At 66.9% G+C, this 24,827-nt stretch carries 24 protein-coding genes; 11 read left to right on the forward strand and 13 right to left on the reverse strand.

What is annotated here, in order from left to right; translation table 11 throughout:
* Window positions 1–86 precede the first annotated feature (86 nt).
* The gene (locus tag JW958_03165; protein MBN1825240.1) at window positions 87–1,976 is read left to right on the forward strand and encodes a tetratricopeptide repeat protein; all 1,890 of its coding nucleotides are present in this window, start codon (window positions 87–89) and stop codon (window positions 1,974–1,976) included.
* Here JW958_03165 and JW958_03170 read toward each other — a convergent pair.
* Complete coding sequence (locus JW958_03170) at window positions 1,973–4,135, reverse strand: DUF2723 domain-containing protein (GenBank protein MBN1825241.1); 2,163 nt, start codon at window positions 4,133–4,135, stop codon at window positions 1,973–1,975. The genes JW958_03165 and JW958_03170 overlap by 4 nt on opposite strands.
* Window positions 4,136–4,414: 279 nt before the next feature.
* Between JW958_03170 and JW958_03175 the strand changes: the two genes are divergently transcribed.
* The 4 genes from JW958_03175 (at window position 4,415) to JW958_03190 (ending at window position 7,736) form a co-directional block, all read left to right on the forward strand.
* Window positions 4,415–4,624, forward strand: a complete 210-nt coding sequence (locus tag JW958_03175; GenBank protein ID MBN1825242.1) for a YXWGXW repeat-containing protein — start codon at window positions 4,415–4,417, stop codon at window positions 4,622–4,624.
* A 170-nt stretch (window positions 4,625–4,794) separates the two neighbouring features.
* Window positions 4,795–5,670, forward strand: coding sequence for a TIGR02757 family protein (locus tag JW958_03180; protein MBN1825243.1), 876 nt, complete (start codon window positions 4,795–4,797; stop codon window positions 5,668–5,670).
* A gap of 296 nt (window positions 5,671–5,966) precedes the next feature.
* Window positions 5,967–6,245: a hypothetical protein gene (locus JW958_03185; protein ID MBN1825244.1), complete on the forward strand. Its 279-nt coding sequence runs from the start codon at window positions 5,967–5,969 to the stop codon at window positions 6,243–6,245.
* A gap of 123 nt (window positions 6,246–6,368) precedes the next feature.
* Window positions 6,369–7,736 (forward strand): sulfatase, encoded by a 1,368-nt coding sequence (locus JW958_03190; GenBank protein ID MBN1825245.1) that lies wholly within the window; start codon window positions 6,369–6,371, stop codon window positions 7,734–7,736.
* On the opposite strand, the gene JW958_03195 is transcribed toward JW958_03190, so the two are convergent.
* From JW958_03195 to JW958_03205, 3 genes are all read right to left on the reverse strand, one after another.
* A complete protein-coding gene (locus JW958_03195) occupies window positions 7,724–9,706 on the reverse strand; it encodes a Na+/H+ antiporter NhaC family protein (GenBank protein ID MBN1825246.1) in 1,983 nt (660 codons plus the stop codon). The two genes, JW958_03190 and JW958_03195, sit on opposite strands and share 13 nt — an antisense overlap.
* Window positions 9,707–9,814: 108 nt before the next feature.
* Window positions 9,815–11,548, reverse strand: coding sequence for a glycosyltransferase family 39 protein (locus tag JW958_03200; GenBank protein MBN1825247.1), 1,734 nt, complete (start codon window positions 11,546–11,548; stop codon window positions 9,815–9,817).
* The gene (locus JW958_03205; protein MBN1825248.1) at window positions 11,532–12,536 is read right to left on the reverse strand and encodes a PAS domain-containing protein; all 1,005 of its coding nucleotides are present in this window, start codon (window positions 12,534–12,536) and stop codon (window positions 11,532–11,534) included. The genes JW958_03200 and JW958_03205 overlap by 17 nt, the downstream gene beginning before the upstream one ends.
* Before the next feature lie 157 nt (window positions 12,537–12,693).
* Here JW958_03205 and JW958_03210 point away from each other — a divergent pair, with 157 nt between their 5' ends.
* A complete protein-coding gene (locus tag JW958_03210; protein MBN1825249.1) occupies window positions 12,694–13,176 on the forward strand; it encodes a hypothetical protein in 483 nt (160 codons plus the stop codon).
* A 181-nt stretch (window positions 13,177–13,357) separates the two neighbouring features.
* On the opposite strand, the gene JW958_03215 is transcribed toward JW958_03210, so the two are convergent.
* The 5 genes from JW958_03215 to JW958_03235 all read right to left on the reverse strand — a co-directional run bounded on the left by JW958_03215 (window position 13,358) and on the right by JW958_03235 (window position 16,449).
* Window positions 13,358–13,624, reverse strand: a complete 267-nt coding sequence (locus tag JW958_03215) for a hypothetical protein (protein MBN1825250.1) — start codon at window positions 13,622–13,624, stop codon at window positions 13,358–13,360.
* Window positions 13,625–13,747: 123 nt separating this feature from the next.
* On the reverse strand, window positions 13,748–14,440 hold the full coding sequence (gene queC, locus JW958_03220; GenBank protein MBN1825251.1) for a 7-cyano-7-deazaguanine synthase QueC: 693 nt from the start codon (window positions 14,438–14,440) through the stop codon (window positions 13,748–13,750).
* 5 nt (window positions 14,441–14,445) lie between these two features.
* Entirely contained in the window at window positions 14,446–15,084 is a 639-nt protein-coding gene (locus tag JW958_03225) for a radical SAM protein (protein ID MBN1825252.1), read from the reverse strand.
* On the reverse strand, window positions 15,081–15,560 hold the full coding sequence (locus tag JW958_03230; protein MBN1825253.1) for an acyl-CoA thioesterase: 480 nt from the start codon (window positions 15,558–15,560) through the stop codon (window positions 15,081–15,083). The genes JW958_03225 and JW958_03230 overlap by 4 nt, the downstream gene beginning before the upstream one ends.
* Window positions 15,550–16,449, reverse strand: a complete 900-nt coding sequence (locus tag JW958_03235; GenBank protein MBN1825254.1) for a PDZ domain-containing protein — start codon at window positions 16,447–16,449, stop codon at window positions 15,550–15,552. The genes JW958_03230 and JW958_03235 overlap by 11 nt, the downstream gene beginning before the upstream one ends.
* Before the next feature lie 597 nt (window positions 16,450–17,046).
* Between JW958_03235 and JW958_03240 the strand changes: the two genes are divergently transcribed.
* Window positions 17,047–17,844 carry an electron transfer flavoprotein subunit beta/FixA family protein gene (locus tag JW958_03240; protein ID MBN1825255.1) on the forward strand — a complete coding sequence of 266 codons (798 nt, stop codon included), beginning with the start codon at window positions 17,047–17,049 and terminating at the stop codon, window positions 17,842–17,844.
* Window positions 17,845–17,859: 15 nt separating this feature from the next.
* Complete coding sequence (locus JW958_03245; protein ID MBN1825256.1) at window positions 17,860–18,843, forward strand: electron transfer flavoprotein subunit alpha/FixB family protein; 984 nt, start codon at window positions 17,860–17,862, stop codon at window positions 18,841–18,843.
* A gap of 14 nt (window positions 18,844–18,857) precedes the next feature.
* Here the strand turns inward: JW958_03245 and JW958_03250 are convergent, their stop codons facing one another.
* A complete protein-coding gene (locus tag JW958_03250; GenBank protein MBN1825257.1) occupies window positions 18,858–20,690 on the reverse strand; it encodes a sulfatase in 1,833 nt (610 codons plus the stop codon).
* A 164-nt stretch (window positions 20,691–20,854) separates the two neighbouring features.
* Here JW958_03250 and JW958_03255 point away from each other — a divergent pair, with 164 nt between their 5' ends.
* The 3 genes from JW958_03255 to JW958_03265 all read left to right on the forward strand — a co-directional run bounded on the left by JW958_03255 (window position 20,855) and on the right by JW958_03265 (window position 22,502).
* Window positions 20,855–21,298, forward strand: coding sequence for a polymer-forming cytoskeletal protein (locus JW958_03255; protein MBN1825258.1), 444 nt, complete (start codon window positions 20,855–20,857; stop codon window positions 21,296–21,298).
* A 127-nt stretch (window positions 21,299–21,425) separates the two neighbouring features.
* Window positions 21,426–21,944 carry a cob(I)yrinic acid a,c-diamide adenosyltransferase gene (locus tag JW958_03260; GenBank protein MBN1825259.1) on the forward strand — a complete coding sequence of 173 codons (519 nt, stop codon included), beginning with the start codon at window positions 21,426–21,428 and terminating at the stop codon, window positions 21,942–21,944.
* 63 nt (window positions 21,945–22,007) lie between these two features.
* On the forward strand, window positions 22,008–22,502 hold the full coding sequence (locus tag JW958_03265; protein ID MBN1825260.1) for a MogA/MoaB family molybdenum cofactor biosynthesis protein: 495 nt from the start codon (window positions 22,008–22,010) through the stop codon (window positions 22,500–22,502).
* Here JW958_03265 and JW958_03270 read toward each other — a convergent pair.
* From JW958_03270 to JW958_03280, 3 genes are read right to left on the reverse strand one after another with little or no spacing between them, the layout of a single operon-like run.
* Window positions 22,493–23,839 carry a HAMP domain-containing histidine kinase gene (locus JW958_03270; protein MBN1825261.1) on the reverse strand — a complete coding sequence of 449 codons (1,347 nt, stop codon included), beginning with the start codon at window positions 23,837–23,839 and terminating at the stop codon, window positions 22,493–22,495. The genes JW958_03265 and JW958_03270 overlap by 10 nt on opposite strands.
* 13 nt (window positions 23,840–23,852) lie before the next feature.
* Window positions 23,853–24,239 (reverse strand): STAS domain-containing protein, encoded by a 387-nt coding sequence (locus JW958_03275; GenBank protein MBN1825262.1) that lies wholly within the window; start codon window positions 24,237–24,239, stop codon window positions 23,853–23,855.
* Window positions 24,236–24,787 (reverse strand): ATP-binding protein, encoded by a 552-nt coding sequence (locus JW958_03280; GenBank protein ID MBN1825263.1) that lies wholly within the window; start codon window positions 24,785–24,787, stop codon window positions 24,236–24,238. Before JW958_03280 ends, JW958_03275 begins: the two co-directional genes overlap by 4 nt.
* Window positions 24,788–24,827: the final 40 nt, after the last annotated feature.

Consider the following 24,827-nt stretch of genomic DNA (forward strand, 5'->3'; position numbering starts at 1 on the left):
AGGAGCGTCGCAAGCGCTTCCTCGCGCCGCCGTTGCGAATGGCGGGCGCGCGGTGCTATGGTCCGTGCCGGGAGGGCGCGCGTGCGATGAAAGCGAAGCCGGCCGGAGAGCGCGGGGGACAAAGGGACGGAGCGATTCTCTTTCTGGCCGCCGCCGCCGCCGGCCTGTTGAACCTCCGTTTCCTGTCCGGTGACCCGTTCCTTCAGCATCCGATCATCGACGCGGCGGAGTATCTCGCCGAGGCGCGCGCGCTGGTCGCCGGCGTCGCTTCCTGGGAAAGAGCGCCGATCCACGGCCCCGTCTATTCGCTCTTCCTCGTCCCCTTCGCCGCCCTCTTCCGTTCCCCGCTCCCCGCGATCTATCTCCTGCAGATCGCGCTCGCCGGCGCGTCGGCGGCGCTGGTCCGCTCCGCGGCGGCGTTGCTCGGCGGGCGCCGGGTCGGTTTTATCGCGGGCGCGCTCGTCGCCCTCGCCCCGCCGATTCTCTACTTCGAGGCGCAGGTTCTGCCGGTGATCCTCCAGGTCTTTCTACACGCCGTTCTTCTCCGGGCGCTCGTCGTTCCGGCCCGCGCCGCCCCGCGGAATCTGGTGATCGCCGGGCTCGCCGCCGGGCTCTCCTACGCGACGCATCCGGGGGCGGGGCCGTCGGTCGTCGCCATCACCCTCCTGCTCCTTTTCCGCGTCCGTCCCCGGCGGCGGTGGCTCCTCTTCGCCGCCGCCTGCGCCGCGCCGCTCCTTCCCGTTTCCATTCTCAATGCGCGCGCCGGCGAGGGAATGCTCCCCGCGCCTGGGAACGCGGGGCTCAACCTGTACATCGGGAACGGCGCCGGCTCGAACGGTACGGCGCACGTCCGGCCCGGCTACGGTTGGGAAAGGCTCACCGCCGCGCCTCTCTTCGAGGGGATCGAGGGAAACGCGGCGCGGAACCGTTACTACCTGGACCGCATGCTGCGCGATTGGCGCCGCGACCCCGCGGGCGCGGTCCGGCGGATCGCCGGCAAAACGGTCCTCTTCCTCTCCGGGTCGACCATCGACGCGAGCCAGGACTTCGACGCTTTCCGGAAGCGCTCGCCCCTCCTCCGTCTCTCTCTTTTCGACGCGGTCCTCCTTCTCCCGCTCGGGCTCGCGTTCCTTCTCTCGCCTCGCGCGCGCCGCGGCGGATGGATGGTGGCGTCCCTCGGCCTCGCCGGATACGGCGTCTCCGTCGCGCTCACCGTCTTCGCCGTCCGTTACCGCGCGCCGGTCTGGCCGTTCCTCGCCCCCCTCGCGGCCGGATCGATCGATGGGATCCTTCGTGGAACGCGCGCCGAACGAATCCGCACGGCGACGGCGACGGTCCTTCTCCTGCTGCTCGGGCTCGCCGATCCCTTCGGCGATCGGGGACGAAACCCGGTGAGGACCGATTACAACCTCGGCCGTCTCTACTATAGCCGCGGCGACTTCGGCCGCGCCGAGTCGTATCTTCGCCGCCTGGCGGAGAGGGCCGTCTCCCGAGCGGACGAGGCGGATGCCGCGAACGCCCTGGGCGTGGTCGCCATGGACCGGCCCGGCGGAGCGGATGCGGAACGATGGCTCCGCCGCGCGATCCAAGTCGCCCCCGACTACGCCGACGCACATTACAACCTCGGCCTTCTTCTGATGCGGCGAGGTGAGGGGAAGGAGGCGGCGGAGGAACTGGACCGCGCCATCCTTCTCGACCCGGGGCACGCGGCGGCGCTTTACGCGAAAGGGATTTTGCTCGAGGGGCGGGGGGAGACGGAGGAGGCGGAGCGGTTTTACCGGCTCTCCCTGAGGCGGGACCGGACCGCCCCGGAGGCGTGGAACGCGCTCGGCGTCCTTCTGGCGCGGCGCGGCGAGAGGGCCGAGGCGGAGCGGTGTTTCCGGAGCGCTCTCGCGCTGGATCCTCGGAATGAAAACGCGAAACGGAACATGGACATGCTCCGGCGCGCGGCCACCTCCGCCCTTCCGGTCCGCTAGCGCCTCTCCGGATTCCCTTCGAGGAAACGGTGCGCCTCGTCCGCCTCCGGACCGATGGGGAGAACCCGGAGCAGACGGCGATAGTGGCGCTCCGCGCCGCGTCGATCACCGCGCTCGACGGCGAGTCGGGCGAGAAGCAGTCGCGGACCGACCATCGTGGGATCGATGAGCAAGGCGCGGACCGCGTGCCGCGCCGCCTCTTCTTTTTCGTTCGTTTCCGCCTCGATCTCCGCGAGTGACTCGAATCCCTCCGCCGCATAGGGGTCCTCGCGGAGCGCCCGCTCGAGAAGACGGCGCGCCTCTTCCCGCTCGCCAAGCCACCGAAACGTGGTGGCCGCGCGGAGGAGCGTCTCCGGTCCGGCGTTCTCCGGCAGCCGGGAGAGAGCGACCCGCGCCAACCCCTCCGCCCCGCGGCGGAGGTGGAGCTGCGCCAGCAGGACGAGGGAGGGCGCATCCTCCGGAACGACCCTCCCGTCGACATGGAGCTGGAGCGCCGAGACCGCTTCCATCGTCCGATCCCGGTCTATGAGGACCGTCGCCCTCGCGTAACGGAGCGCCGCGTCTTCGTCGCCGAAAAACAGCCTCCCCTCCGTTTCGATCGCGGCGAGACGGAAGATCGCCGCCCGTTCGATCGTCCGCGCCGACCGCGACGCCGTCTCCAAATGGTTGATCCAAAGAGCGCGAAGTGGAGCGGATCCGGCCATCACTCCCCACTCCTTCGCCGGGAGCGGAGGTTCACCCGGGTCGATCGGGGGCGCGGCGTCCGGTTTCCTCCAGAGCGGCCAGTCCGGAATCGCCCCCGGCGCCGGGAAGGTGCGGTAGCGGGGCGCTCCGTCCCCCTCCGGTGGCGGGGGGAAAATCGAACCGTTCAATTGATAGAGGCCCACGTCCGGCCGGAGATTTTCCGCCGCCCGCAGGTAGAGAAGGGGGAAGACCATGTCGTCCCCCTCGGCGATCAGCCCGGCGTCGCGCGGAAGACGGGTGAGGATTCGGCGGGCATACTCCTCCGGCAGTCGGACGCGGTCGAAACGCATCCTCGGCAACACCTCTCCCGCGTGGAGGGCGACGACCGCCGCGAGGATCAATGCGCCGGCGGCGCGCGGCGCGTGCCCCGGGATCGCCCGGGCGAGGACATGGATCCCCTCGGCGATCCAGAGGGAGAGAATCGCGAGGAGCGGGATCAAAAAGACCGAGTTCTCCTCCACCCTGTCCGGCGCGAGGGGAAAACGGAGCGCGGCGAGGAGCGCCGGACCGGCGAGGAGGAACACGCCGGCCCGCGTCGCGGCGCTTCCGTTCCCTCTTCGGAGGAAAGATCCCACCATGCCGAGCAGGAGAATCGGTAGGAGGACGGTGGGGATATTCTCTCCCGAGAGGCGGCCCAGTCCGGCGGCGATCCGCCGCGCCGCCCCGCCGAATCCCGGGTCCGCGAGAATGACGTCTCCATATTGAAGCCGGAAAAGGTGCGCGAAAAACGCCCGTGCCGTTTCCGGATTCCCCCAGTCGACGGGCGGGTCGAGCGCGGAGCGCACCGGTAGATAGAGGAAGAGGGTGAGCGCCGCCGCGGCGGCGAGAAGGGGCGCGGTGGCGGCGAGGAGGGCGTTCCGCGTAGCGCGGTGTCTCCGGCGCGCGGACAATCCGGCGAAGGGGAGGAAGGGGAGGAGGAGCGCGCCGGTCGGGTGGGCCGCTGCGGCCAGCCCCGCGCAGTAGCCGCCTAAAAGCGCGTCCCTTTCGTCGCGGGCGCGGAGGATCGGAAACAGCGCCGCGAGGAAGAGGGCCGTTGCCGGCGCGTACACTTCGGCGACCACGCATTGCGACCAGAAGAGAGGAGCGGTTCCGAAGAGCACCGACGCGACGAAGGAGGGGAACGGACCGGCCAGGACGCGGGCGGCGCGATAGAGAAGGAAAACGGCGATAGCGCCGGTGATGGCCGAGAGGAGATTGAGGCGGAGGGCGACCGAGCCGATCGGCGGGAGCGAAGCGATTCGTCCCGACAGGGCGTAAAGGGGATAGCCGGGTGGGTGGGGGATGTCGAGACGGTAGGCGGCGGCGGTCAACTCCCCCGAGTCGCCGAGGAATACGCCGGGAGAGAGAGTGAACAGGTAGAGCGCGAAAAGAACGCCCGCGGCGAGAACGCCCGGAAGGTGAGGGATACGATTCACGATAGGAAGGCTCCCGATCCTCGCGACGAAATTTCGCGCGCGACCAAGGCTAGCAGAACCGCCGCGGCGCCGCAACACCGCGGTGTGCAGGATGGAACGATGGGGACGCATATCGTACGCACCGCGCTTCGCCGCCGCCGTCCGAAAAGGGCGTCGCGGGGACAAACGGGGCAAACAAAGGCGATTCCCGGAGGATTTTCCCGCGGGCGGGAATGGCATCCCCTTTGCAAAAGAAAGGGACGAGACTCGTCGACCCCGTTTGCAGAGAGGAGGTCCCCCATGCGTTGGATCGCTTGTCTTCTCCTCGCATTGACGCTCGGATCGGCCGGCTGCGCCGTGTACACCCGTCCGATTCCGCCGCCGGCGAGGTTGGAGGTGCGTCCCGCCGGCCCACGCTGTCCGGGCGCGGTCTGGGTGAGCGGGCATTGGAAATGGCAGGGGCGCCGGTCCGGCTACAACTGGATTTCGGGCCACTGGCGTTGTCCCTGATCCGGCTCCGCCGAACCGAATGTTCATACGACGATCCTTTCCCGCCCGGACCGGCCGGTCCGTGGAGGGGGAGGGTCGTCTTCTTTTTCCCCCGTTCCGCCCGCGACGCCGTATCTTCATGGAAACCCCCGAACAGCGAACGAGCCCCCGCCGGAGAGTGAAGGGCGCCGATGGATCGAACCGGACGATTTCTGGAGGCGGTTTACCGAAAGTACGCGAGGCCGGAGTTTCTCCACACCGACCCTCTCACCGTCGTGCGTCGCTACGAGGATCCGGCGGACAGAGAAACGGTCGCCTTCTTCGTCGCCCTGATCGCCTACGGGAGGGTGCGCTCGATTCGGGAACACGCCGAGGATCTCCTTCGCCTCTTCGGCGACGAGCCGGCGCGCTACGTCCGCGACTTTGATCCGGAGCGCGAACTCCCCCGCCTCCACCCGCTCCGCTACCGTTTCCACACCGGCCGGGATCTGGCGGCGGTCGCCGCCGCGCTCCGTCTCGCCATCGATCGGCACGGTTCTCTGGAGCGTTTCTTTCTCGACGGAGGCGGCGACGTCCGGACCCGCATCGCACGGATGTCTCGTCGTCTTCTGGAATCGGCGACCGGAGCGATCCCCGCCGGTCCGGATCGCGGTGTTTCGCGTGGGCTCCGCTTTCTGCTCGCCTCTCCGGAAAAGGGGGGCGCGTGCAAGCGCTGGAACCTCTTTCTCCGGTGGATGGTCCGACGGGACGATGGGATCGATCTCGGCTTGTGGAGTGGGACGGACCCGGCGGAATTGATCGTCCCTCTCGACGTCCACCTCCTCCGAATCGGAGGCCGCCTCGGATTCGTGACGGGCCGCGCGGCCAACTGGAACGCGGCCGAACGCCTCACCGGCTCCCTCCGAAGGTGGGACCGGAGGGATCCGCTCCGCTTCGATTTTCCGATCTGTCGTCTGGGAATTCTCGATCGATGTCCCGCCGAAGGATTTCGAGCCGAGTGTCGGGCCTGTGAGATTTTCCCGTTCTGCGAGAATTTTTCTAAAGAAGTCGGCAAAAAAATACGATAAACGAATGTACGGAAAAATGTTGACAGCTTTTCCACAACTTCCGTATATTGTGCCTGGTTTTCGGTAGAGCGATGGAGTGAGGTCAAGTGGATACTTTTAAGAGCGGAAATCAGACCACTCGCCGCGACGCGATCCGAGGCGGGTGTTGGTATAGATCTAAAGTGGTGGGGATGGGAGGAAAAAGCGTCGTGTTCGGCGGATCTTCTTGCTTGGTGAGCGCGATCGCGTTTCGATCGCGATTCGCCTCATAAGCTGGGGGATCTTTCTTCAACCTTCATGCATGGGAGGTAAGGAAGGTGGCCACGAAAAAGAAGGTAACCACTAAGAAGAAAGCCGTTACTAAGAAGAAAGTCGCGAAGAGGGTGACCAAGAAGAAAGTCACGAAGAAGAAAGTCGCCAAGAAGAGGGTCGCCAAGAAGAAAGTCGCGAAGAAGAAAGCCAAAAAGAAAGTCGCTAAGAAGAAAGTCGCCAAGAAGAAAGCCAAAAAGAAAGTCGCTAAGAAGAAAGTCGCCAAGAAGAAAGCCAAAAAGAAAGTCGCTAAGAAGGCCCGCAAGAAAGCGGCCAAGAAGAAATAAGCCGGATCGCGCCGGATCCCGGTCCATCGATCGGTCCGGGGCGTCCTTGCTTGCGGGGCGGGTCCTTCGGGACCCGCCCTTTCTCTATCCGGCCGGTCGGGGTGCGTTATGGGGCGGTGGACGATGCGTAAAAAGCGGAAGGCGCGGTGGGGACGGACGGCGCCGGTTCTGTTTTTCATGGCGATCCTCGCCGGTTGCGCCGGGCGGGAACGGCCGAGCGTGATTCTCATCACGATCGACACGCTCCGCGCCGACCGGCTCGGTTGTTATGGAGCGCCTCGGACCCGCACGCACGCCATGGACCGCATCGCCGCCGAGGGCGTGCTCTTTTCCGATTGCGTCACTCCCGTCCCCTCTACCTCGCCGTCGCACGCCACCATACTCAGCGGCCTCTACCCGCGGAGTCACGGCCTCCGCGAAAACGGCGCTCCTCTCGGTGAGGATGTTCCCCTTCTCTCCGAGGCGATGCGCCGCGAAGGCTACGCCACCGTCGCCTTCGTGAGCGGCTTCCCCCTGCTCGGCGAGTTCGGTTTCGACCGTGGCTTCGACCGGTTCGACGACCGTCTCGTCGACGGATTCGTCGACCGGGACGGCGAGCGGCGCGGGACCGAGCGAATCGCCGAGAAGACGGTGGACGCCTTTCTCGTCTGGCTCGAGAGGGAGGAAGGTCCTTTCTTCGCTTGGTTGCACTTCTTCGATCCTCACTCGGTCTACGCCGCGCCCGGTCCCTTCCGGCGGATGTACTACGACGGCCGGGAACGGGATCCGGCGAACCGGAGCCTGGAGGGGATCGAGATTCCCGCCTACCATGGACTGGCGGGCGTGACGGACGTGAATTATCCGATCGCTCTGTACGAGGGTGAGGTTTCCTACACGGACCACCAGCTCGAACGGTTGTTGGACGGTCTGGAGCGCCGCGGCTTGGCGGACCGGGTCCTCCTTTTGGTCACCGGGGATCACGGCGAAAGCATGACCGAGCACGGGTACTACTTCGGCCATTCCCACTTTCTCTACGAGCCCTCGCTTCACGTTCCCCTGCTGATCCGTTGGCCGGGCCGGCTTCCGGAAGGGGCGATCCGAACCGAGCCGGTTTCACTCGTCGACATTCCCGCCACACTGATGGACCTGCTCTCCCTGGGGGCGGTCTTTCCCACCGAGGGGCGGAGCTTGGCGCCGCTCGCCCGAGGGGAGGGGGACACGCGCGAGGAGGCCGTGTTCCTCGAACGCCCGCGGATCCGGTCCGCCGGTGAATTGCGGGGGGTGCGGAGCGGCCCGTGGAAATACCTGGACGACCCGGAGCGGGGCGAGGAACTGTATCGTCTCGACGTCGATCCGGAGGAGAGGGAGAACCTCATCGACACCGAGGCGGAAGAAGCCGCGCGGCTCCGCCGCATGCTGGAGGAACACATGCGGGGCGATTCCGCCGACGAGGAGTACACCGTGGACGAGGAGACGCGCAAGACGTTGCGCGGTCTCGGCTACGTGGACTGACCCGCCCCCGCGTCGATCGACCGGTCCGACGCCGGCCGCTTCCCCCGAATCAGAAGAATCCCGATAAGAACGGCGAGCCCCGCGGGGATCGTGATCGCCGGCGACACGCCCTGCGTGGAGGGGAAGTAACCGACGACGATCGCCACGAGCATCGACGTGATCGCGTAGGGGATCTGCGTGCGCACGTGGTCGATGTGGTCCGACGCGGAACTGACCGACGAGAGGATGGTGGTGTCCGAGATGGGCGAGCAGTGGTCGCCGAAGATGGAGCCCTCCAGGACGGCGCCGATGGAGAGCACGGTGAGGCCGAAGGCGCCCAGGGGCGACGCGTCGCCGAGTATCCAGGCGAGGGTGACCGAGTTGGGGAGGATGATCGCCATGGTGGACCAGGAGGACCCGGTGGAGAAGCTGACCAGGCAGGAGAGGATGAAGAGGATGATCGGGTAGAAGTGGGGGGAAAGCGACCGATGAAAGAGAGCCACCAGATAGTGGGCGGTGCCGATGTCCCGGCAGACGCCGCCGATGCACCAGGCGAGAAGGAGGATCAGAATGGCGAAGAAAAGCCCCTTGGTGGAATGATAGGAGGCGCGCAGGATCTCGCCGGCGGAGAGAATCCTCTGTCCCAGAAGGAGCGCGGCGGCGAGGAAGAAACCGGTCCACGCGCCGGCGGCGATCGCTTGAGTGGAGCTGGCGGCGGCGATCACGTCCCGCAGCGCGACGAGGGAAAAAACCTGGGAGAGCGCCTTCGGTTCTTCCAGCGCGCGATTGCCGGTCACCCATAGACCGATCAGCGTGACCAGCACGACCGAGACGAGGGGGAGCGCCGCGTTCCACCATCGAAGGGGGATCCCCTCCTTGGCGGCTATTCGGGTCATCGCGTCGGAAACCATCGGCCTCGCCCTCTCGTCGATCACCGCGCCGGTGGTCCTGGACCGGTTCTCGGCGTCGAGCATGGGGCCGTACTCGCGGCGGAGCAGGATCCCGCTCAGGATGAAGAGCAGGGTGAAGATGGAATAGAAACGGTAGGGGATGGTGCGCGCGAAAACCATGTAGGGGTTTTCGGTGATCCCCACCTCGGCGATCTGCGGAGCGAACTGGCTCACCTCGTAGGCGATCCACGTGGAGAGGAGGGAGAGGCCCGCGACCGGGGCCGCCGTCGAATCGACCAGATAGGCGAGCTTCTCCCGGGAGACCCGGAAGCGGTCGGTCAGGGGGCGCATGGTGCTCCCCACCAGAATCGTGTTGGCGTAGTCGTCGAAGAAGATCACGAGGCCCATGCCGAAGGTGACCATCTGCGCGGAGCGCCGCGATCGGACCCAGCGCATCATCACGCCGATCATTCCCTGCACGCCGCCCCCCTTGCTGATGATCCCCACAAGGGCGACCAGTCCGATCACGAAACCGATGATCTCGATGCGGAAGGAATCGAGCAGCGCCTCCTCCACCAGGTAGACACGCAGAAACGCCCAGAGGCCGAGAAGGGGATTGAAGCCGCGGAGGAGGGTCGCGCCGAGCCAGACACCGAGGAAGAGCGCCGGGATCGTGCGCTGCAGGATGAGGGCGATGAGGATCGCCGTGAAGGGGGGAAGGAGGGCGATCCAGGAGAGATGGCGCGCCGCCGCCTCCCGTTCCGCGCCGTCGCCGACGCTCCAGAAGACCCGCGTCTCTTTCTCCCCGACCAGGATCCGCGATCGGAGGGGCGGTCCTTCCGGCACGGGCGCGATCCCGCGTTCGACGAGCAGACCGACCAGTCGCGCGCGCGCCTCCTCCGCGATCGGCCCACTCCGTTCCTCTTCCAGGCCGGAGAGGGAGAGCTCGATCGTGCCCGGCGCCGCGCCGTTCATCCCCTCCGCGACGCGGGGGAGAAGGCTCTCCAAGGAACGCTCGGCGAGATAGAGGCGGTCGGGCGCGGGCGCGAGGAAGACCAGGGCGAGGAAGATCGCCACGATACCGATGCGGAGCTGGTTCATGGGCGCCGGTCCGTTCTCCTGTCGCCGTGGTGCCGAGCGCGGGGGAGTGCCCGCCGCGGGCTCAGTATAGCGGACCGTGGCGCCGACCTCCCGATAAAGAGGGGCGGATCAGCGCTTCACCGCTCCCCCCGTCATTTTCAGCGAGTCGGCCGCGGCCGCCGCTCGCGCGAGAAGAAGGCGGGCCGCCTCCATATCCGGCCGCAGCCGGAGCGCGGCCACCGCCTCGGCCACCGCCTCTTCCGGCCTCCCGAGCCTTTCCAACACCGCCCCGAGGGCGTACCGTCCGTCGGCGAAATCGGGGTGTTCTCGGGCCACCGTGCGCAGCTCCCGCTCCGCATCGTCCAGTCGATTCAAATAGGAGTAGCATAGTCCTAAATTGTATCGGGCGTTCCGATAGGCCGGCTCCTCCTCGATCGCCCCGCCGAACCAGGGGATCGCCTCCTCGAACCGGCCCGCCAGGAGAAGCTGGGCGCCGGCGTTGTAATAACCCTGGGCGTACCGTTCCTTTTCGAGCCCGAGCGGATTCCAGTTGGAAAGGAGCGCCGCGCCCGCGAAGAGAACGAGAGAGAGGGCGAGGCGCCCGTCCCGGTTCCGGCGGATCCTCCGCGGCCACTCCACGAGGGCCGTCGCCGCCGGGAGGAGAAGGACCGGGAGAAGGGGCATCCGGTAACGGGCGGTCACGAAAAAGAGGACGATCCCCGCGCCGTAGACGAGGAAGAAGAGCGCCGGGAGGGCGCGGCGGCGGTCCCATCGGATGAAAACGGCGCCTGCGGCGGCGAGGGGGAAGAGGATTCCCCAGCCGAGATGCATCAGCACCGCGAGGATCCGGGAGAAGCGGCGGAAGAAGTAGATTCCCTGATTGTTGCTCACCTCGAAGTCGTTCACCAGCAGGAAGGCCTTGCGCGCGAAAAGGCGAGCCGCGCCGCCCGGATCGTCGCGGAAGAAAGCGAATGCGCGACCCGTCCAGTAGGCGGAAACTCCGCGCCGCGAAAGCGGCTTTCCCTCGCTCTCTTCGGCGAAACGGATCATGTCGCGATAACCGCCCCACCACGTGCCGTCCGCGCCGGGCGCGATGGCGGTCATCCCGTCCGATCCCGGATTGTTGCCGATGTAGAAGTTGATCCCTCCCTGCCAGGCGATCCACACGGGCTCGCCGGCGGCGAGGTTGTGCAGGGCGACCGGCGCGATCGGCAGCGCCGCGCCGAGCAGGAAGGGGAGGACCGCCCGGCGGAGCGTCCTCGCCGGCCGCCCGTCCAGCGCGAACGCCCAGAAAGGGACCGCCGCGCCGAAGAGGAGGATGTTCGGCCTGGCGACGGCCGAAAGGCCGAGAAGGACGCCGGCTCCGAGCCAGAGCGCCGCCCTTTCCGGCCGGTCGGCGGAGCGCGCCAGGAGAAGCAGGACCGCGAGGTCGAGAGGGATGAGAATCGAGACGATCAGGAAACTCGCCTGGAAGTAGAGCGCCATGCCGTTCAGGGCGAGAAGGATCGCGGCGACGGCCGCGGTGGTGGACGGGAAGAGCCGCCGTCCGAGCCGGTAGAGGAGGACCGGGCCGAGCGCGCCGATCGCCGCCTGGACGATCCGCGGGAAGAGAACCCCGGCGCCGCCGATCCGGAAGAGAAAGGAGAGGAAGAGGGGATAGAGGGGCGCCCGGAAGTAGGGCTCGCCGGGGAACCAGGGTTCCCCCCGGGCGAGGGCGTTCGCCCAGCGGAGATGAATCGCCTCGTCGAGGACCGGAAGATTAAAGAAGGGGTTGGATTTGATTTCTAATAGATAAACTATTTGAAGCAGAAAAGAGAAGAGGTAGAGACAAAGGGGGAAAAGACGATCACGATTCGGCGACATCCTTCCCTCTCCGGTTCCGGCGGGGGCGGGAGGCCTTCTCCGCCTGAGAGCGCGCGCGAAACGGGCGCGTCGACGCGAGACTCTCCAAGCGGTCCATCTCCTCCCGGATACGATCCGCCTGGATTTCGAAGAGAAGCAGTTCCGCCTCCACACCGTTCCGACTCGGCGCCACGGCCTCCGCGATCGAGCGGCAGGAACGGTGGAGCGCCTCGATCCGGCCCTTGAGGTCGGCGCATGCCTCCCGGAGCGGCCCCTCCGTCTCTCGGGGGAGTAATGGGAGAGGTTCCGCCGGGCCGGCTCCCTCCCGCGCGACGATTCCGCCGTTTCGCGCCGTCCGCTCCAGCCGGAGAACTAGCCGGTGCGGTTCGCCCACCCGTTCCCCCCAGGGGGTCACCAGAACGTCGAGAAGGACCGGCTCCTCGCCGCCCATGCGGTGATAGGCGATTTTCTCCAGAAGGACCGGCGTCCCCTCGCGGCAGCATGCGGCAAGCGCTTCCCGGAGGGGGCGGTCCCGAAAACAGGAGACCTGCCCGCGGTAGGTCGCGGCGGAGAGCGGGTGGAGATGGAAGGGGCGGCCGACCAGCTCCGCCTTCTCTCTGAGCGAGAGAAGATCGCGTCCCGCCCGGTTCATCGAGCGGACCAGAAGCGACCGGTCCAATACGAGCACGGCGGTGTTCCAGTTTTCCACGAGTTCGTCGAGGTACCAGCGGAGGTAGTAGAACTCCTCGCGGAGGCGGGCATAGTCTTCCGATTCGTCGCGACGCATCGGCGTGCCCGTCGCCGGGCCGCCGCGGAAAAGCCGGCGGGCGACGAGGAAGTTGATAAGTGAAAGAACGCCGAACAGAACGGCGCCGATGCTGGCCGCCTCTCCGGCGGAGGGACCGAAACGGCGGATCGCCGTCAGACATCCAACGACCACGATCGCGTACTCGAGTATGACGATACCCACGATCCGGGCGGCGAGCCCGGTTCGGCGTTCAACGGTCATGGGGGGATCCATCCTCTCGGCCGCATTGTACCACAGTCCCGGCCGCCGCCGCAGCGCGCCGACATTCCGCTTGCGCGCTCCCCCCGGCGATCCTACAATGCATGCGGTGTTTTCATATCGGAGAGTGTGTTTCGTTGATTGCGACAGGGGGATAGACATGAAGGTTCGTTCCGCACTCACCTTAGGTTTGGCTTTACTCGTTCTCGCGCCTTCCGCGGCCTGGAGCGCCGGTCGCGGCGGGCGTTTCGGCATGGGATATTCCCGCTACCCGGTCGTGGGAGACATGGCCACCCTTCGCGTCAGTTCCTACAAGTGGATGGCGGAGGGGGGATTCGCGTTCTATGACTACGGCAGCTCCCAGATCACATTCGGCGGCAAGGTCGCCGTTCGTCCCTGGGAGTACAACGGCATCCCCGTCGAGATGGGCGGCTCCTTCGCCATCAAGACGGACGGAACCTTCAACGACAAGTTCGAGCCGGCCTCGCTCATCGAACTCGGATTCCTGATCGGATTCAACACGCTGGTGACGGAGAACGTGGAGATCGGCGCCGGCGTCTATCCCCTCGCCCTCGGTCTCGGTGGGGCGGAGACGGCGATGTATCTCTTCGCGCCCGTCTTCAACATCCACTTCCTCTTCTGATCCGAAGCGCGGGGGCAAGAACGCGAAAGGGAGCGGGGCCTGCGGGCCCCGTTCTTTTTTGCCGTGTGGAGCCGCGCAAAGGGTAAACGCAAGACGGGACGAGCCGAGTTCGGACCGTCCCGTCTGCGATGGAGGGCGCGCCTACAGCCCCGGCGCCGTTGGGGAACTCCTTCGGCGAAAATTAAAAGAGGAACGAGAAACAGGCCAGACAGGCGATTCCCGCGATCGCTCCGCCGACGAGCAGGAAAGGCAGGGTGATCAGCACGATCGGCATCGCGATCAGGAGAAGGAGCAGCCCGCCCACGATCCTCAGGGGAAGGAACACCAAATGCAGGGCGAAGGCGACCAGCTTGACCATGAGCAGGAGCGCTCCCAGCCCGACGAGTATCATCAACAGCTCGAACATCTCCGACCCTCCGTTCGCCCCGGCGGCCCAGCCGGGTTTCACCACTATCTACCCGGTAAGACGGGTTTTTCTTCAAAAAGGTTCAGAGATCGTGTCTTTTTTCCGGGGGCCGCGGCCGGGGCCGGAGGAATCCGGCCGGGCCCGTGATGGAGAGAAGGGGGCTATTTAGGGGGTCGGGGGGGGTGTGCCGGCGTAGGGGATCGGGTCGGCGACGCCGCATCCGCGGAACGCCTCGAGGCGGAGCCGGCAGGAATCGCAGAGACCGCAGGCGCGCTCCTCCTCGACGTAGCACGACCAGGAGAGATGGAAGGGGGCGTCCATTCGCAGGCCCAGGCGGACGATCTCCGCCTTGGAGAGATGGATCAGCGGGGTGAGGATGCGGAGTTCGCCGGCGCGGGCGGCGCCGAGACGGGCGGCCTTCTCGAAGGCGTCGAAGAAGGCGCGGGTGCAGTCCGGGTAGCCGGAGGAGTCCTGTTCCACCGCTCCGATGTAGATCCGTGAGGCGCCGATACCTTCGGCCCAGGAGACCGCGATCGCGGCGAGGTGGGCGTTGCGGAAAGGGACGTATGTGTCGGGAACGCGCGATCGGTCCACGCCGCCGGTCCGCACCGGCATCGACGGATCGGTGAGGGAGGAGCCGCCCACGGCCCGGAGGGACTCGATGGAGAGGGCGAGGCGCCGCTTCACGCCGTAGTGATCGGCGATCGCATCGAAGGCGGCGCGCTCCCGGCGCTCCGTCCTCTGCCCGTAAGAGACGTGCAGAAAGGAGGCGTCGCTCTCCCGGACGGCGATCGCCGCGGTGACCAGGCTGTCCATGCCGCCGCTTAAAAGAACCACCGATCCCGCCTGTTCCGCCATCGCCTTTAGACCCCCCTTTCCCGGTCCGGCCATAGGATCCTGTGCAGCTGGAGGTGGAGTCGCACCAGGAGACGATCCTCCAGAATCCAACCGGCGAGCCTCTCCGCCGGAAGCCGCCCGTGGACGGGGGAGAAGAGAACCGCCCCCGGGAAACCGCCGAGCCGCGCGGCCACGATCCCCTTGGCCCAATCGTAGTCCGCCCGGTTCGCCAGGACGAACTTGATCTCGTCCGCTCCTCCCAGGCGATCCAGATTCGACCAGAGCACGCGTTCCGACTCGCCGCTGGAGGGACACTTGATATCCATGATTTTTACGGCCCGCGGATCGATCCGGTCCACGGGAAGCGCGCCGCAGGTCTCGACGAGCACCTCGCCGCCCCCTTCGATCAGGACGCGGATCAGATCGGGCAACTCCTCCTGAAGGAGGGGCTCGCCGCCGGTCAGAAGGAAACGGGGGATGCCGAAGGCCGACGCGCGCCGCGCCACCTCCGCCGCGCTCGCCTCCTCCCCTTCCGCATCCCGCGCCCAGGCCGTGTCGCACCAGGCGCAGCGGTAGGGGCATCCGGCGAAGCGCACGATGACGCAGGGGACGCCGCTCGCCCGCCCCTCTCCTTGGATGGCGGCGTGGATCTCGAGGACTTTCATCGGTCTCCGTCCGGTGACGGTCTTTCCAAGGCGCGCCGGAGTTCATCGGGGATCCGGACGGGTCGCATCGCGCGGTCCACGCAGACGTGATCCGTCTCTCCCTCGACGAGGAGGGCGCCCTCCCTGAGGACGCGGTAGGCGAAGGTGATCGCCCGTGAGCGGAGGGCGGTGACGCCGGTTTCGACGAGGATGGGGTCATCGTACCGGGCGGGCGCGAGGAGGCGATAACGGACGCCCGATACGGGGAGATGGTAGCCGCGCCTCTCCAGGTCGGCGTAGGTCATGCCGCGCCCCCGCAGGAGCGCGGCCCGTCCCACCTCGAACCAGACCGGGTAATTGGCGTAATACACCACGCCCATCTGATCCGTCTCCGCGTAGCGCACCCGCAGCTCGACCCGGCCCGCGCCGCCGCCTCTCGGGTCGTTCCATGTTTCTCTTCCGCCATCGGCCGATGCGCCGCGCCTTCTACTTGTCATCGCGGATTTTGTCGATCTCCTTCCGGAGCTTCCCGACTTCCTTTTTCAGATGATCCATTTCCCGATCGATCCGCCCCCGCATCCCGTGGAAGCGGCCCCAGTCCGGCGGGGGAAACCGCATCGTCCGGAACCTTTCGAAGGGGGAGGTGGGAGCGCCGAGCGTCACCCGCAACGTGGTTTTCTTCCCCTTCCGGACGATCTCCACCTCCACCTCGTCCCCCGCTTCGCGGCCGGCGACGGCTTCGGCGAGGTCGGCGGCGCTTTGGACCGCGTCGTCTCCCAGGCGGACGATCACGTCGCCCCCCTTGACGCCCGCCCGGGCGGCCGGTCCCTCGGCCGGCACGCCGACCACCAGCGCGCCGCTTCCGGCGGGAAGGTCGAAGTAGGCGGCCAGATCGGCGTCGAGGTCGCGGGTTTCCACGCCGAGCCACGCGCCGATCCGGGTCCGATGATGGGAGCGTTTCTCGAGATTTCTTTCCCCGCGTCCGCGCTTCCCCTTGTCGACGCCCCCCTTCTTCTCCCGTTCCGCCAGCTCGACGCGCGTCGTCCGGCTTTCGCCGCGCCGGATCAGCGTGAAGGCGATCTCGTCCCCGATTTCGGCGTCGCGGACCATACGAATCAGCGCGCGCGGCGAGGGGATCGCTTCGCCGTTCCATGTGAGCAGCACGTCGCCGCGCTGCAGATCCGCTTCGGCCGCGGGGCTCCCTTCCGCGACTTCCGACACGAGAACGCCGGACGTTCCCTCCACGCCGAGGGCGTCGGCCAGGGGGGCGGTCAGGCGTTGCGCGCGCACCCCCAGATAGGGGCCGCCCTCTTCGGCCGACGCGCCGGCGACGGCGAAAAGAGGCAAGAGGGAGACGATCGCGAGCACTTTGTGGATCATTCGCATGATCTTGACCTCCGAATGGGGGCGAAATCGGGTCGTCTACATGGGGCGGGAAAGGCGAAGACCGAATGCGCGCGGCGCGCCAGCACCGGCTGCTTGACCGCTCCCGAGCGACAGTGCTATACTACCATCAACAAGTCGTTGGTTGGGAGCGATCCAACCGTCGAAGTTCTCACCGGCCTATTCAGGTCTCTTGCCTAAATAGAGAGCGGAAGAACGAGAGATCAGCCGAAGGGGAGAGGCGTCCGTCTCTCCCCTTCACCCGTTTCAGACAAAAAAACACCCCCCGCTTTTGGCTCGTGTCGCTCGGTGGCCTGGTTACAGGTGCCAAGTCCCTTCCGCGTCATAGTGATGAGGGACCCAGGAGCACGAGGGAAGCAGGGGGTGGTCATATGATATTTTGAAAATATTATGACAGATACGAATGGAAACGACAAGAAAAAAATGTACTAAACGGTACTTATTGCGATATATGGGGTTCGCGAACCGCCTCTCTTGACAGCCCCGAAAAGCGGATGCTAGCCTCTCGGGCAACGCTCTCCGGGGCCGCTCTTCCGATCCCCGGCTCGAGGATCTCCCGACGGAAAAGATGGAGGAAGCATGAAGGCGATCGTCTGTTTGAAAGAAGTCCCCGAGACACCCGACGGTGTTCGGGTGGCCGAGGAGGGATATCTGGCCCCTCGAGGGGACGCGGCCTACCTGGTCGACCCGATCGGGCCCTACGCCCTCGAAACGGCTCTTCAGCTCCGCGACCGTTCCGGAGGGGAGGTGATCGCCCTCTGCGTCGGGCGGCCCGGGGCGGCCAAGATATTGAAGGAATCGGCCCTGGCGGTCGGCGCCGACGACGCGTTCCTGCTCGCCGACGACGCGCTCGTGGGGGGCGACCCCGTCGCCGTCGCGCGGGCGCTGGCGGCGGCGGTCCGCAAGATCGACGGGGCGGACCTGATCGTGTGCGGCGACCGGGCGGCCGACGACAACGCCGCCACGGTGGGCGCCGCCCTCGCGGGTTTGCTGGGGATTCCCGTTCTCTCCTATGTGGACGAGATCCTGGAGTTCGACGCCGGTGAAAAGAAGATCCGGGTCGGCCGCGCCCTCGAGGCGGGCCGGGAGATCGTCGAGGCGTCCCTTCCGGTGGTGCTCACGGTGATGAAGGGGATCTACTTCCCCCGCTACGCCTCCCCGCTCGGTATCCGCAAGGCGGCCCGCCGGGAGATCCCGGTCTGGACCGTCGCCGATCTGGGGGAGAATCCTTCGCGGCTCGGCGTCGCCGGATCGCAGACTTTCGTTCGCGGGATCGAGTCCCCTCCGCCCCCGTCGGGAGTGGAGATGATCGGCGGGGAACCGGAGGAAGCGGTCGCCGTCCTCGTGCGAAAAATCCTGGACGCCAAGGTCCTGTAGAAGGAGGTGGGAGAGATGGCGAACGCGATTTGGGTGATCGCGGAGGCGACTCCGGACGGAATCTCTCGCGCCACGAGAGAACTGGCGGGGCGCGCCGTCGAACTGGCGGGAGGGGATCCCTCGGCCGTGACTCTTCTCTTTCTCGGCGACGGGTCGGACGAGCGGGTGGCGAGGCTCGCGGAGGTCGGCGCCGGCCGTGTGCTGGTGCTGGACGATCCGGACCTGGCGACTTATCGGGTCGGTCCCTACACGGCGGCGATCGCCGGAGCGGTCCGCGACGGCGTCCCCGAGGCGATTCTCGTTCCGGCTTCCCTGAACGGACGGGAACTGGGCGCCTCGCTTGCCGTCGCCCTCGACACCGGCGTGGTACAGGAGTGCTACGCCGTGGAGAGAGAGGATGGACGGCTGGTCGGCGCGCGGGGTGTGTTCGGCGGCAACTTGACCGCGCGGATCGAGTGTCGCGGCGGCGATCCGGCGATCTTCACGGTCCGCCCCAAGGCCTATTCACCCGCCGAAGGAGGCGGCGCGGCGACCGTGGAGAAACGCGCTCCCGCCGCCGCTCCGGAGGGCTTGGTCGCGCGCGTGTTGGAACTGAAACCGCACCCGGGCGAGACGGTCCAGTTGGAGGAGGCGGATGTGATCGTCGCCGGAGGGCACGGTCTCGGCGGCGCCGAGGGATTCGGGCCGCTTCGCGAACTCGCCGCCGCTCTCGGCGGAGCCGTCGGCGCCTCCCGGTCCGCCGTCGACTCGGGCTGGATCGAGTACCCCCACCAGGTGGGACAGACCGGTAAGACGGTACAGCCGAAGCTTTACATCGCCTGCGGTATCTCCGGAGCGATCCAGCACATCGCCGGCATGCGGAACGCGGACGTGATCGTGGCGATCAACAAGGACCCGAACGCGCCGATTTTCAAGATGGCCGATTACGGGATCGTGGGGGATCTGTTCACCGTGGTGCCGCTTCTCACGCAAGCCTTCCGCGAGTCGCTGAAGAGCTGAAGCGGGGAAGGGGACTACTCCCCTCCGGGAAGAACCCAATCGGGAGGCGGGGCGTCGCCGTCCGGACCGACCGGCGGCGTCTCCGCCGCCCACCCCTTCAAGAGCGCCGCCAGCTCCGCCGTTTTCTCCGGCATGGCGGCGGCCAGGTTCCGGCTCTCCGAAGGGTCGTTCTCCAGATCGTACAGCTCGAACAGAGGCCGCTCCGCGCCGGGTGTGCGGATCAGCTTCCATCCCTCCAGACGAATCGATTGGAGCCTCCCCGCCAGGCCGGCGACGGGCCGCCGCTCGTTGTGCCGGAAGAGGAGGGAGGGGCCGGTTTCGGCGAAGAGGGGGAAACTCCGCGGGCGGCTCGGACGCTCCACCACCGGCATCAGGCTCCGGCCCTCGGCGTCGTAGGGCACGTCGAAGTGGAGCACGTCGAGGAGGGTGGGGGCGAGATCGATCAGACGGACTTGCGATTCGATCACCTGCCGGGGGAGGTTCGGGGCGCTCAGCAGGACCGGCACGTGGAGCGTGGGGTCGTAGAGAAACTCCCCGTGATCGAAGTGGTACCCGTGTTCGCCCAGGCTTTCCCCATGGGTGCCCGCCACCAGCAGGATCGAGTCGTGGATCCGATCCCGCTCCCGGAGCGCGGCGAGGATCCGCCCGATCCGCGTGTCCATGGCCCGGATCTCGCCGTCGTACAGATCGACGGCGCGCCGTCGATCCTCCTCGTCCAGAGGAACGAGATCGAAAACGCGGCATCCCGGCGTCGGCCGATAGAAGAAGCGGTCACGATAGGGTCCTTCGTAGTCCGGGTCTCCGAAGACGCGCTCCTCCGGCGCCGGCGCGTAGGGCATGACCGGGTCGTCGTAGTGGATCCAGAGAAAGAAGGGCCGTTTCTTCCGCTCCAGGATCCAACGAACCGCTTCGGAGGTCAGCGAGTCGGCGTCCGCTCCCGCCGCTTCACGGAAATGGCCGAATCCCTGGCCGAAGCCGGAGGAGCCCGGCGGTCCGGCGAGGACGGCAAAGCCCGCCGTGTCGTATCCGCGGTCCTCGAGAACTTCCGCCAGCGTGGCCTGCCCCGTGGGGAGGCCGTCCTCGGTCCGGCGCACGCCGGCCGCCGCCGGATAACGCCCGGTCAGGATCGACGCAAGGGAGGGGCGGCTGAGCGGCGCCGCCGAAAAAGCCCGCGTGAGGAGAATCCCTTCCCGGGCGAAACGATCCAGGTGGGGCGTGGTCGTTCGTTCGTATCCGAAAACGCCCATGTGGTCCGGCCGGATCCCGTCGACGGTGATGAGAACCACGTTTTGTCCGCGGGGAAAGTTCTTCGTCCAATTGATATAGGCGCCGCTGTTCGCGACGGCGAGCAGAAAAAGGGGGAGCAGGATCACCCGGAGGGAGCCGAAGGAGAGAATCGCCTGGAAGGCGGGGTAAATCTCGTGAAAGACCCGGGCCGCCGCCAGGGCCGCGAGGATCAGGAGAAAGCGACGACCTTGGAGGAAGAGCGCGCCGCCTCCCGTTTCCTCGCCGCCGCCGAAGAGGCCGCTCTGCGTGATCACCAGCAGGAGCCCGATGAGGAAGAGGATCGACGTGATCCGCCGGAAGGAGCGGGGCGCGACCCGGTAGAGCACGAAAAGGAGCACCGCGCACGCCGCGCCGACGAGGGTGAAACGGAAGAAGACGGCGTTCAACCGCTCCACGAAGAGAGAAACCGCCAGGTTGTGGAGCTTGTAGGTGCCCAGATGGTTGGTGGAGATGGCCGCCGCGCCGCTGATCACGCCGAAGACCGTCGCGGCCGCCGCCGTCAGGGAGAGCCCCGCCTTGAGATTCTTCCTCGACCGCTTGCTTCTTTGGGAACGCAGCATCGCCGCACCTCGGGTTCGAGACGTCGAGAGTCTAGCATAACCCCGGGTTCGGTATCATGCCCCGCGACGTCTCTTTCCCTTCCCATCGGAAGGAATCCCGTTGACGCGCCCGCCTATCCCGGCCTAGGATGCGGGGAGACGGCCCCTGAGAAAGGGGATGGCATATGGCGCGAACGGATAATCCGGAAGGTACGGAAAAAGTGGCTTCGATCATCGCAGAAGGATGCACGTTCAACGGCACGGTCAACGTCAGCGGGAACATCCGGGTCGACGGGCGGTTCGACGGAAAACTGATCGTCTCGGACACGCTGGTCATCGGGAAAACCGGTAAGGTCCGTGCGGAGGTGGAGACCAAGGTCGCCACCATCGCCGGGAACCTGAACGGAGAGATCCACGCCCGGGAGGGTGTGAAGCTCCAGGCCGGTTCCCACTTCGAGGGAAACATCTACACCAAGAACCTGGTCATCGAAGAGGGCGTATTCTTCGACGGCGGTTGTTGGCGTTCGGTGGAGGGAAAGGGGAAGGCGGAGAGCCGTCCCCAGCCGAAGCCGGAGAAGCAGGCCGCGCCCGCCGGCGCCCCGACAGGGGTGTCCGGACCGGGACGCTGACGGACCGTTTCGAGCAAGGGAGCGCGGATCGGTGGGGGCGGGCGGCGCGCGGCGCCGCGGGTCGGTCCCCGGATCCGCGCTTCCCTCTCTCCGGGCAGGCGCCGACCAGGCGCGGGGCGGGGGCGGAATGAAACGGGGCTTTGTTCAGATTTACACGGGCGACGGGAAGGGGAAGACCACCGCCGCTCTCGGTCTCGCCCTTCGCGCCTCGGGCCACGGACTCCGCGTGTACATCGGCCAGTTCATGAAGGGCCAAGTGTACGGCGAGAGGATCGCCTTGGAGGGGAACGACCGGATCGTTCTCGAGCCATACGGCGATCCGCGGTGCATCCGCCGTGAGGAGGTGACTCCGGAGCACGTGGAGCGCGCGCGGCGAGGTCTCGCCCGGGCTCGTGAGGCGATGGAGTCGGGCCGCTTCGACATCGTCGTTCTGGACGAGGCGAACGTGGCGGTCTGGTTCGGGCTGCTCGCCGTCGAGGACCTTCTCGATTTCCTCGATCACCGCCCGGAGGGGGTGGAGGTGGTTCTCACCGGAAGGAAGGCGCCGCCGGAGCTGATCGCTCGGGCGGACCTGGTCACGGAGATGCGCGAGATCAAGCACTACTACCGCGACGGCGTCACGGCGAGGGACGGCATCGAGCGATAACCCGGGCTACGGAAGAGGCGCGGAGCGGGCCGGACGCTCCGCCCGTCGGACGGAAAGCGAATGATGGAAGCAAAATGGCGCGCGGCGGTGGTGACGGTGAGCGACCGTGCTTCGCGGGGCGAGAGCGAGGACCGGAGCGGCCCGCTCGCAGCCCGGCTTCTGGAGGAAGCGGGGCTCGCCGTCGTCTCTCGAGCGCTCGTCCCCGATGAACGGGAGAGGATCGAGGAGACGCTCCGCGCTCTCGTCGATCGGGAACGCCCTCTTCTGGTCGTCACCGTAGGCGGCACCGGTTTCATGCCCAGGGACGTGACGCCCGAGGCGACCCTGGCGGTGATCGAGAAGCGAGCCCCCGGCGTGGAGGAAGAGATCCGCCGGTCGGGCGTCGCCAAGGGAGTGGTCCCCGCGCCGATCGGGCGGGGCGTCTCCGGTCTGGTGGGACGCACCTGGATCGTGAATCTGCCGGGGAGCATGGGGGCGGTGCGGGACGGGATGGAGGCGATCCGTCCCATCATCGATCACGCGCTGAAGCACCTCGGCGGGACGGGCGGTCACGACTGACCGACGCCCTCAGCCGGAAAGACCGGTTCGGCGATCCCCTCTTCCTCTCCGTCCCGCGGCAGGCGGATGGTGAAGACGCTTCCGCTCCCCGGACTCGAGTCCACCGACACCGACCCTTGCTGCCCCTCCATGATCTCCTTCACCAGGCTGAGACCGATCCCGGCGCCGCCGTGGGCCCGTGTTTCCGAACCGTCCACCTGTCGGAAGCGATCGAAGATGAGGGCGATCTCCTCCGGCGGGATTCCGTCGCCGGTGTCGGCGATGGAGAGGGTGACCTGATCCCCCTCCAGCCCGCTCGCGACGCGGACCCGCCCGTTCTTTTTGGAGAACTTGATCGCGTTGTCCATCAGGTTGCGCACCACCCGCTTCGTCCGATCCATGTCGAACCAGCTCTCGGGGAGCGCTTCCTTCAGGTCCAGCTGCAGGTCGAGATTCTTTTCTTCCATCTCGGGACGCAGCGCTTCGGTCACTTCCTGCACGAGCCGGTTGAGATCTCCCTTGCCCGGGCGAAGCTTGAAGGTGCGGTGGTCCATTTCCGAAAGGTCCATCACCTGCTCGATCAGATTGGAGAGCTTGCGGCCCGCCCGGAGAATCTGATCGATGAATTCCACCTGTTTCTCCCGGTCCACGTCGGGGTAGCGGAGGCATTCGGCGAAACCGATCACGGCGGTGAGGGGGGTGCGGAGCTCGTGGCCCATGTTGGAGAGGAACCGGCTTTTCATCCGGTCCAGCTCCTTCATGCGCTCGTTTCTCTCCTCCAGGGCGAGGTTCGCGTCGCGGAGCTCCCCGACCAGTTCGGCGTTGTCCATCACGATTCCGGCCAGATCGAGGATGGACCGGAGCATCTGTTTTTCGAAGGGAGAGAAGGAGTCCTGCCGGATCCGATCGCCGAGCAGGAGGATGCCGTTCAACTTGCCGTTTCCCCGGATCGGCGCGGCGAGGCGGATTCGACGGTCGATGAGAAAGCGGACCGCTTCCCGCTCCCGCTCCGGAAGTCCCTCCTCGCGGAGAGGAACCGGTTCACGGGCGACGCGGAGGCGGCGGGCGAAAACGCCGGAGAGGCGGATGTCGAGCCGGTCCCGGATCTCTCCCTCGCGGAGGCCGCGGGCCACCACCTCGAATCGGTCTTCTTCGCCGTCGCGGGCGAGGAGAATCGCCCGGGAGACGGAGAAGAGCCCCATCGCCGTGAGCAGGAGAAAGTCGTCGATCCGGCGGCGGTCCCGCACCATGACCAGCGAGCGGGTCAGCTCTAAAAGGGTTTCGAGCCCGTAGATCCGCTTCTGCAACGTCGCCGCGTCGGGCCCGTCCAGGATTGCTTCGGGGTGCGGCTCGGCCATCGGCGTTTCCTCCTCAGATCCCGCCGGCGGTCTCGGCCGCCGTCAGGCGCTCGAGCGCGTCCGCGTCGTTGTCACCGATTTCGAGGAACTCGGTCACGTTCAGCACGTCGAAGATGCGGAGCACCGGAGCGGGGACGCGCAGGAAGACCACGCCCCCCTCGCCGCGCATCTCCTCCACCAGGGAGAGAAAGATGCCGATCCCCGCGGAGCCGATGAAAGAGAGCCCGCCCAGATCCACGAGGAAGCGGGTCGTCCCCTCCGCCCGGGCGCCGTCGATCGCCGCGATCGCCTCCGGAAGCCCTTCCGCGTCGAAGCGGCCCTGGAGGACGAGGCGGGTCACCGGCGGGTCCCGGTGAACGGTCTCCGCGGTGAGCCGAAAGTTCGTCTGTTCCGGGTTCATGCCACGTCCCCCCCGAGCCGGCCGCCCGGCCCGTTTCGCCGCGGGCGGTCTCGGTCAAAATATTTGATGAGTAGAAGATTGTTTTCCCCTCGAGGCGTTCTCCGATAGCGGACCAGGTCCATGGAGCGGCGGATGATCTGGATTCCGAAGCCGCGCCCGCGGAGCCGGATCAGCGGATCGTTTATATCCGGCGGCGGGATCCTCTCCGGATCCACGCCCTCGCCGTGGTCGGTGAAGGAGAGAACCGCCCGTTCCCGGTCCATCCGCGCACGCACGGTGATCCGGGCCGAGCCGTCGAAGTGGTAGGCGTGCTCGATGATGTTGAGACAGGTTTCGTACGCGGCGATCTCCACGCGGTGGATCTCGTCCGGAGACAGGCCGCGCCGTTCCGCCAGAAGCGTGAGAAACGCGCAGAGCGGCCCCACCGCGTCGATTCGCGCGGGGATCTCCAGGCGGAACCAGCCGCCGTCCTGTCTCGGCGGGAAGGGGTAACGGTCCGCCTCGGGCAGGACCGCGTCCCGGCAGGTGGCTTCGGTGGCGTTGCTCATCGGCTCTCCTTTCCGGTTATCGGTCCCCATCGCCTCCCCC

The sequence above is a fragment of the Candidatus Eisenbacteria bacterium genome, from assembly GCA_016930695.1.
GTDB lineage: Bacteria > Orphanbacterota > Orphanbacteria > Orphanbacterales > Orphanbacteraceae > JAFGGD01.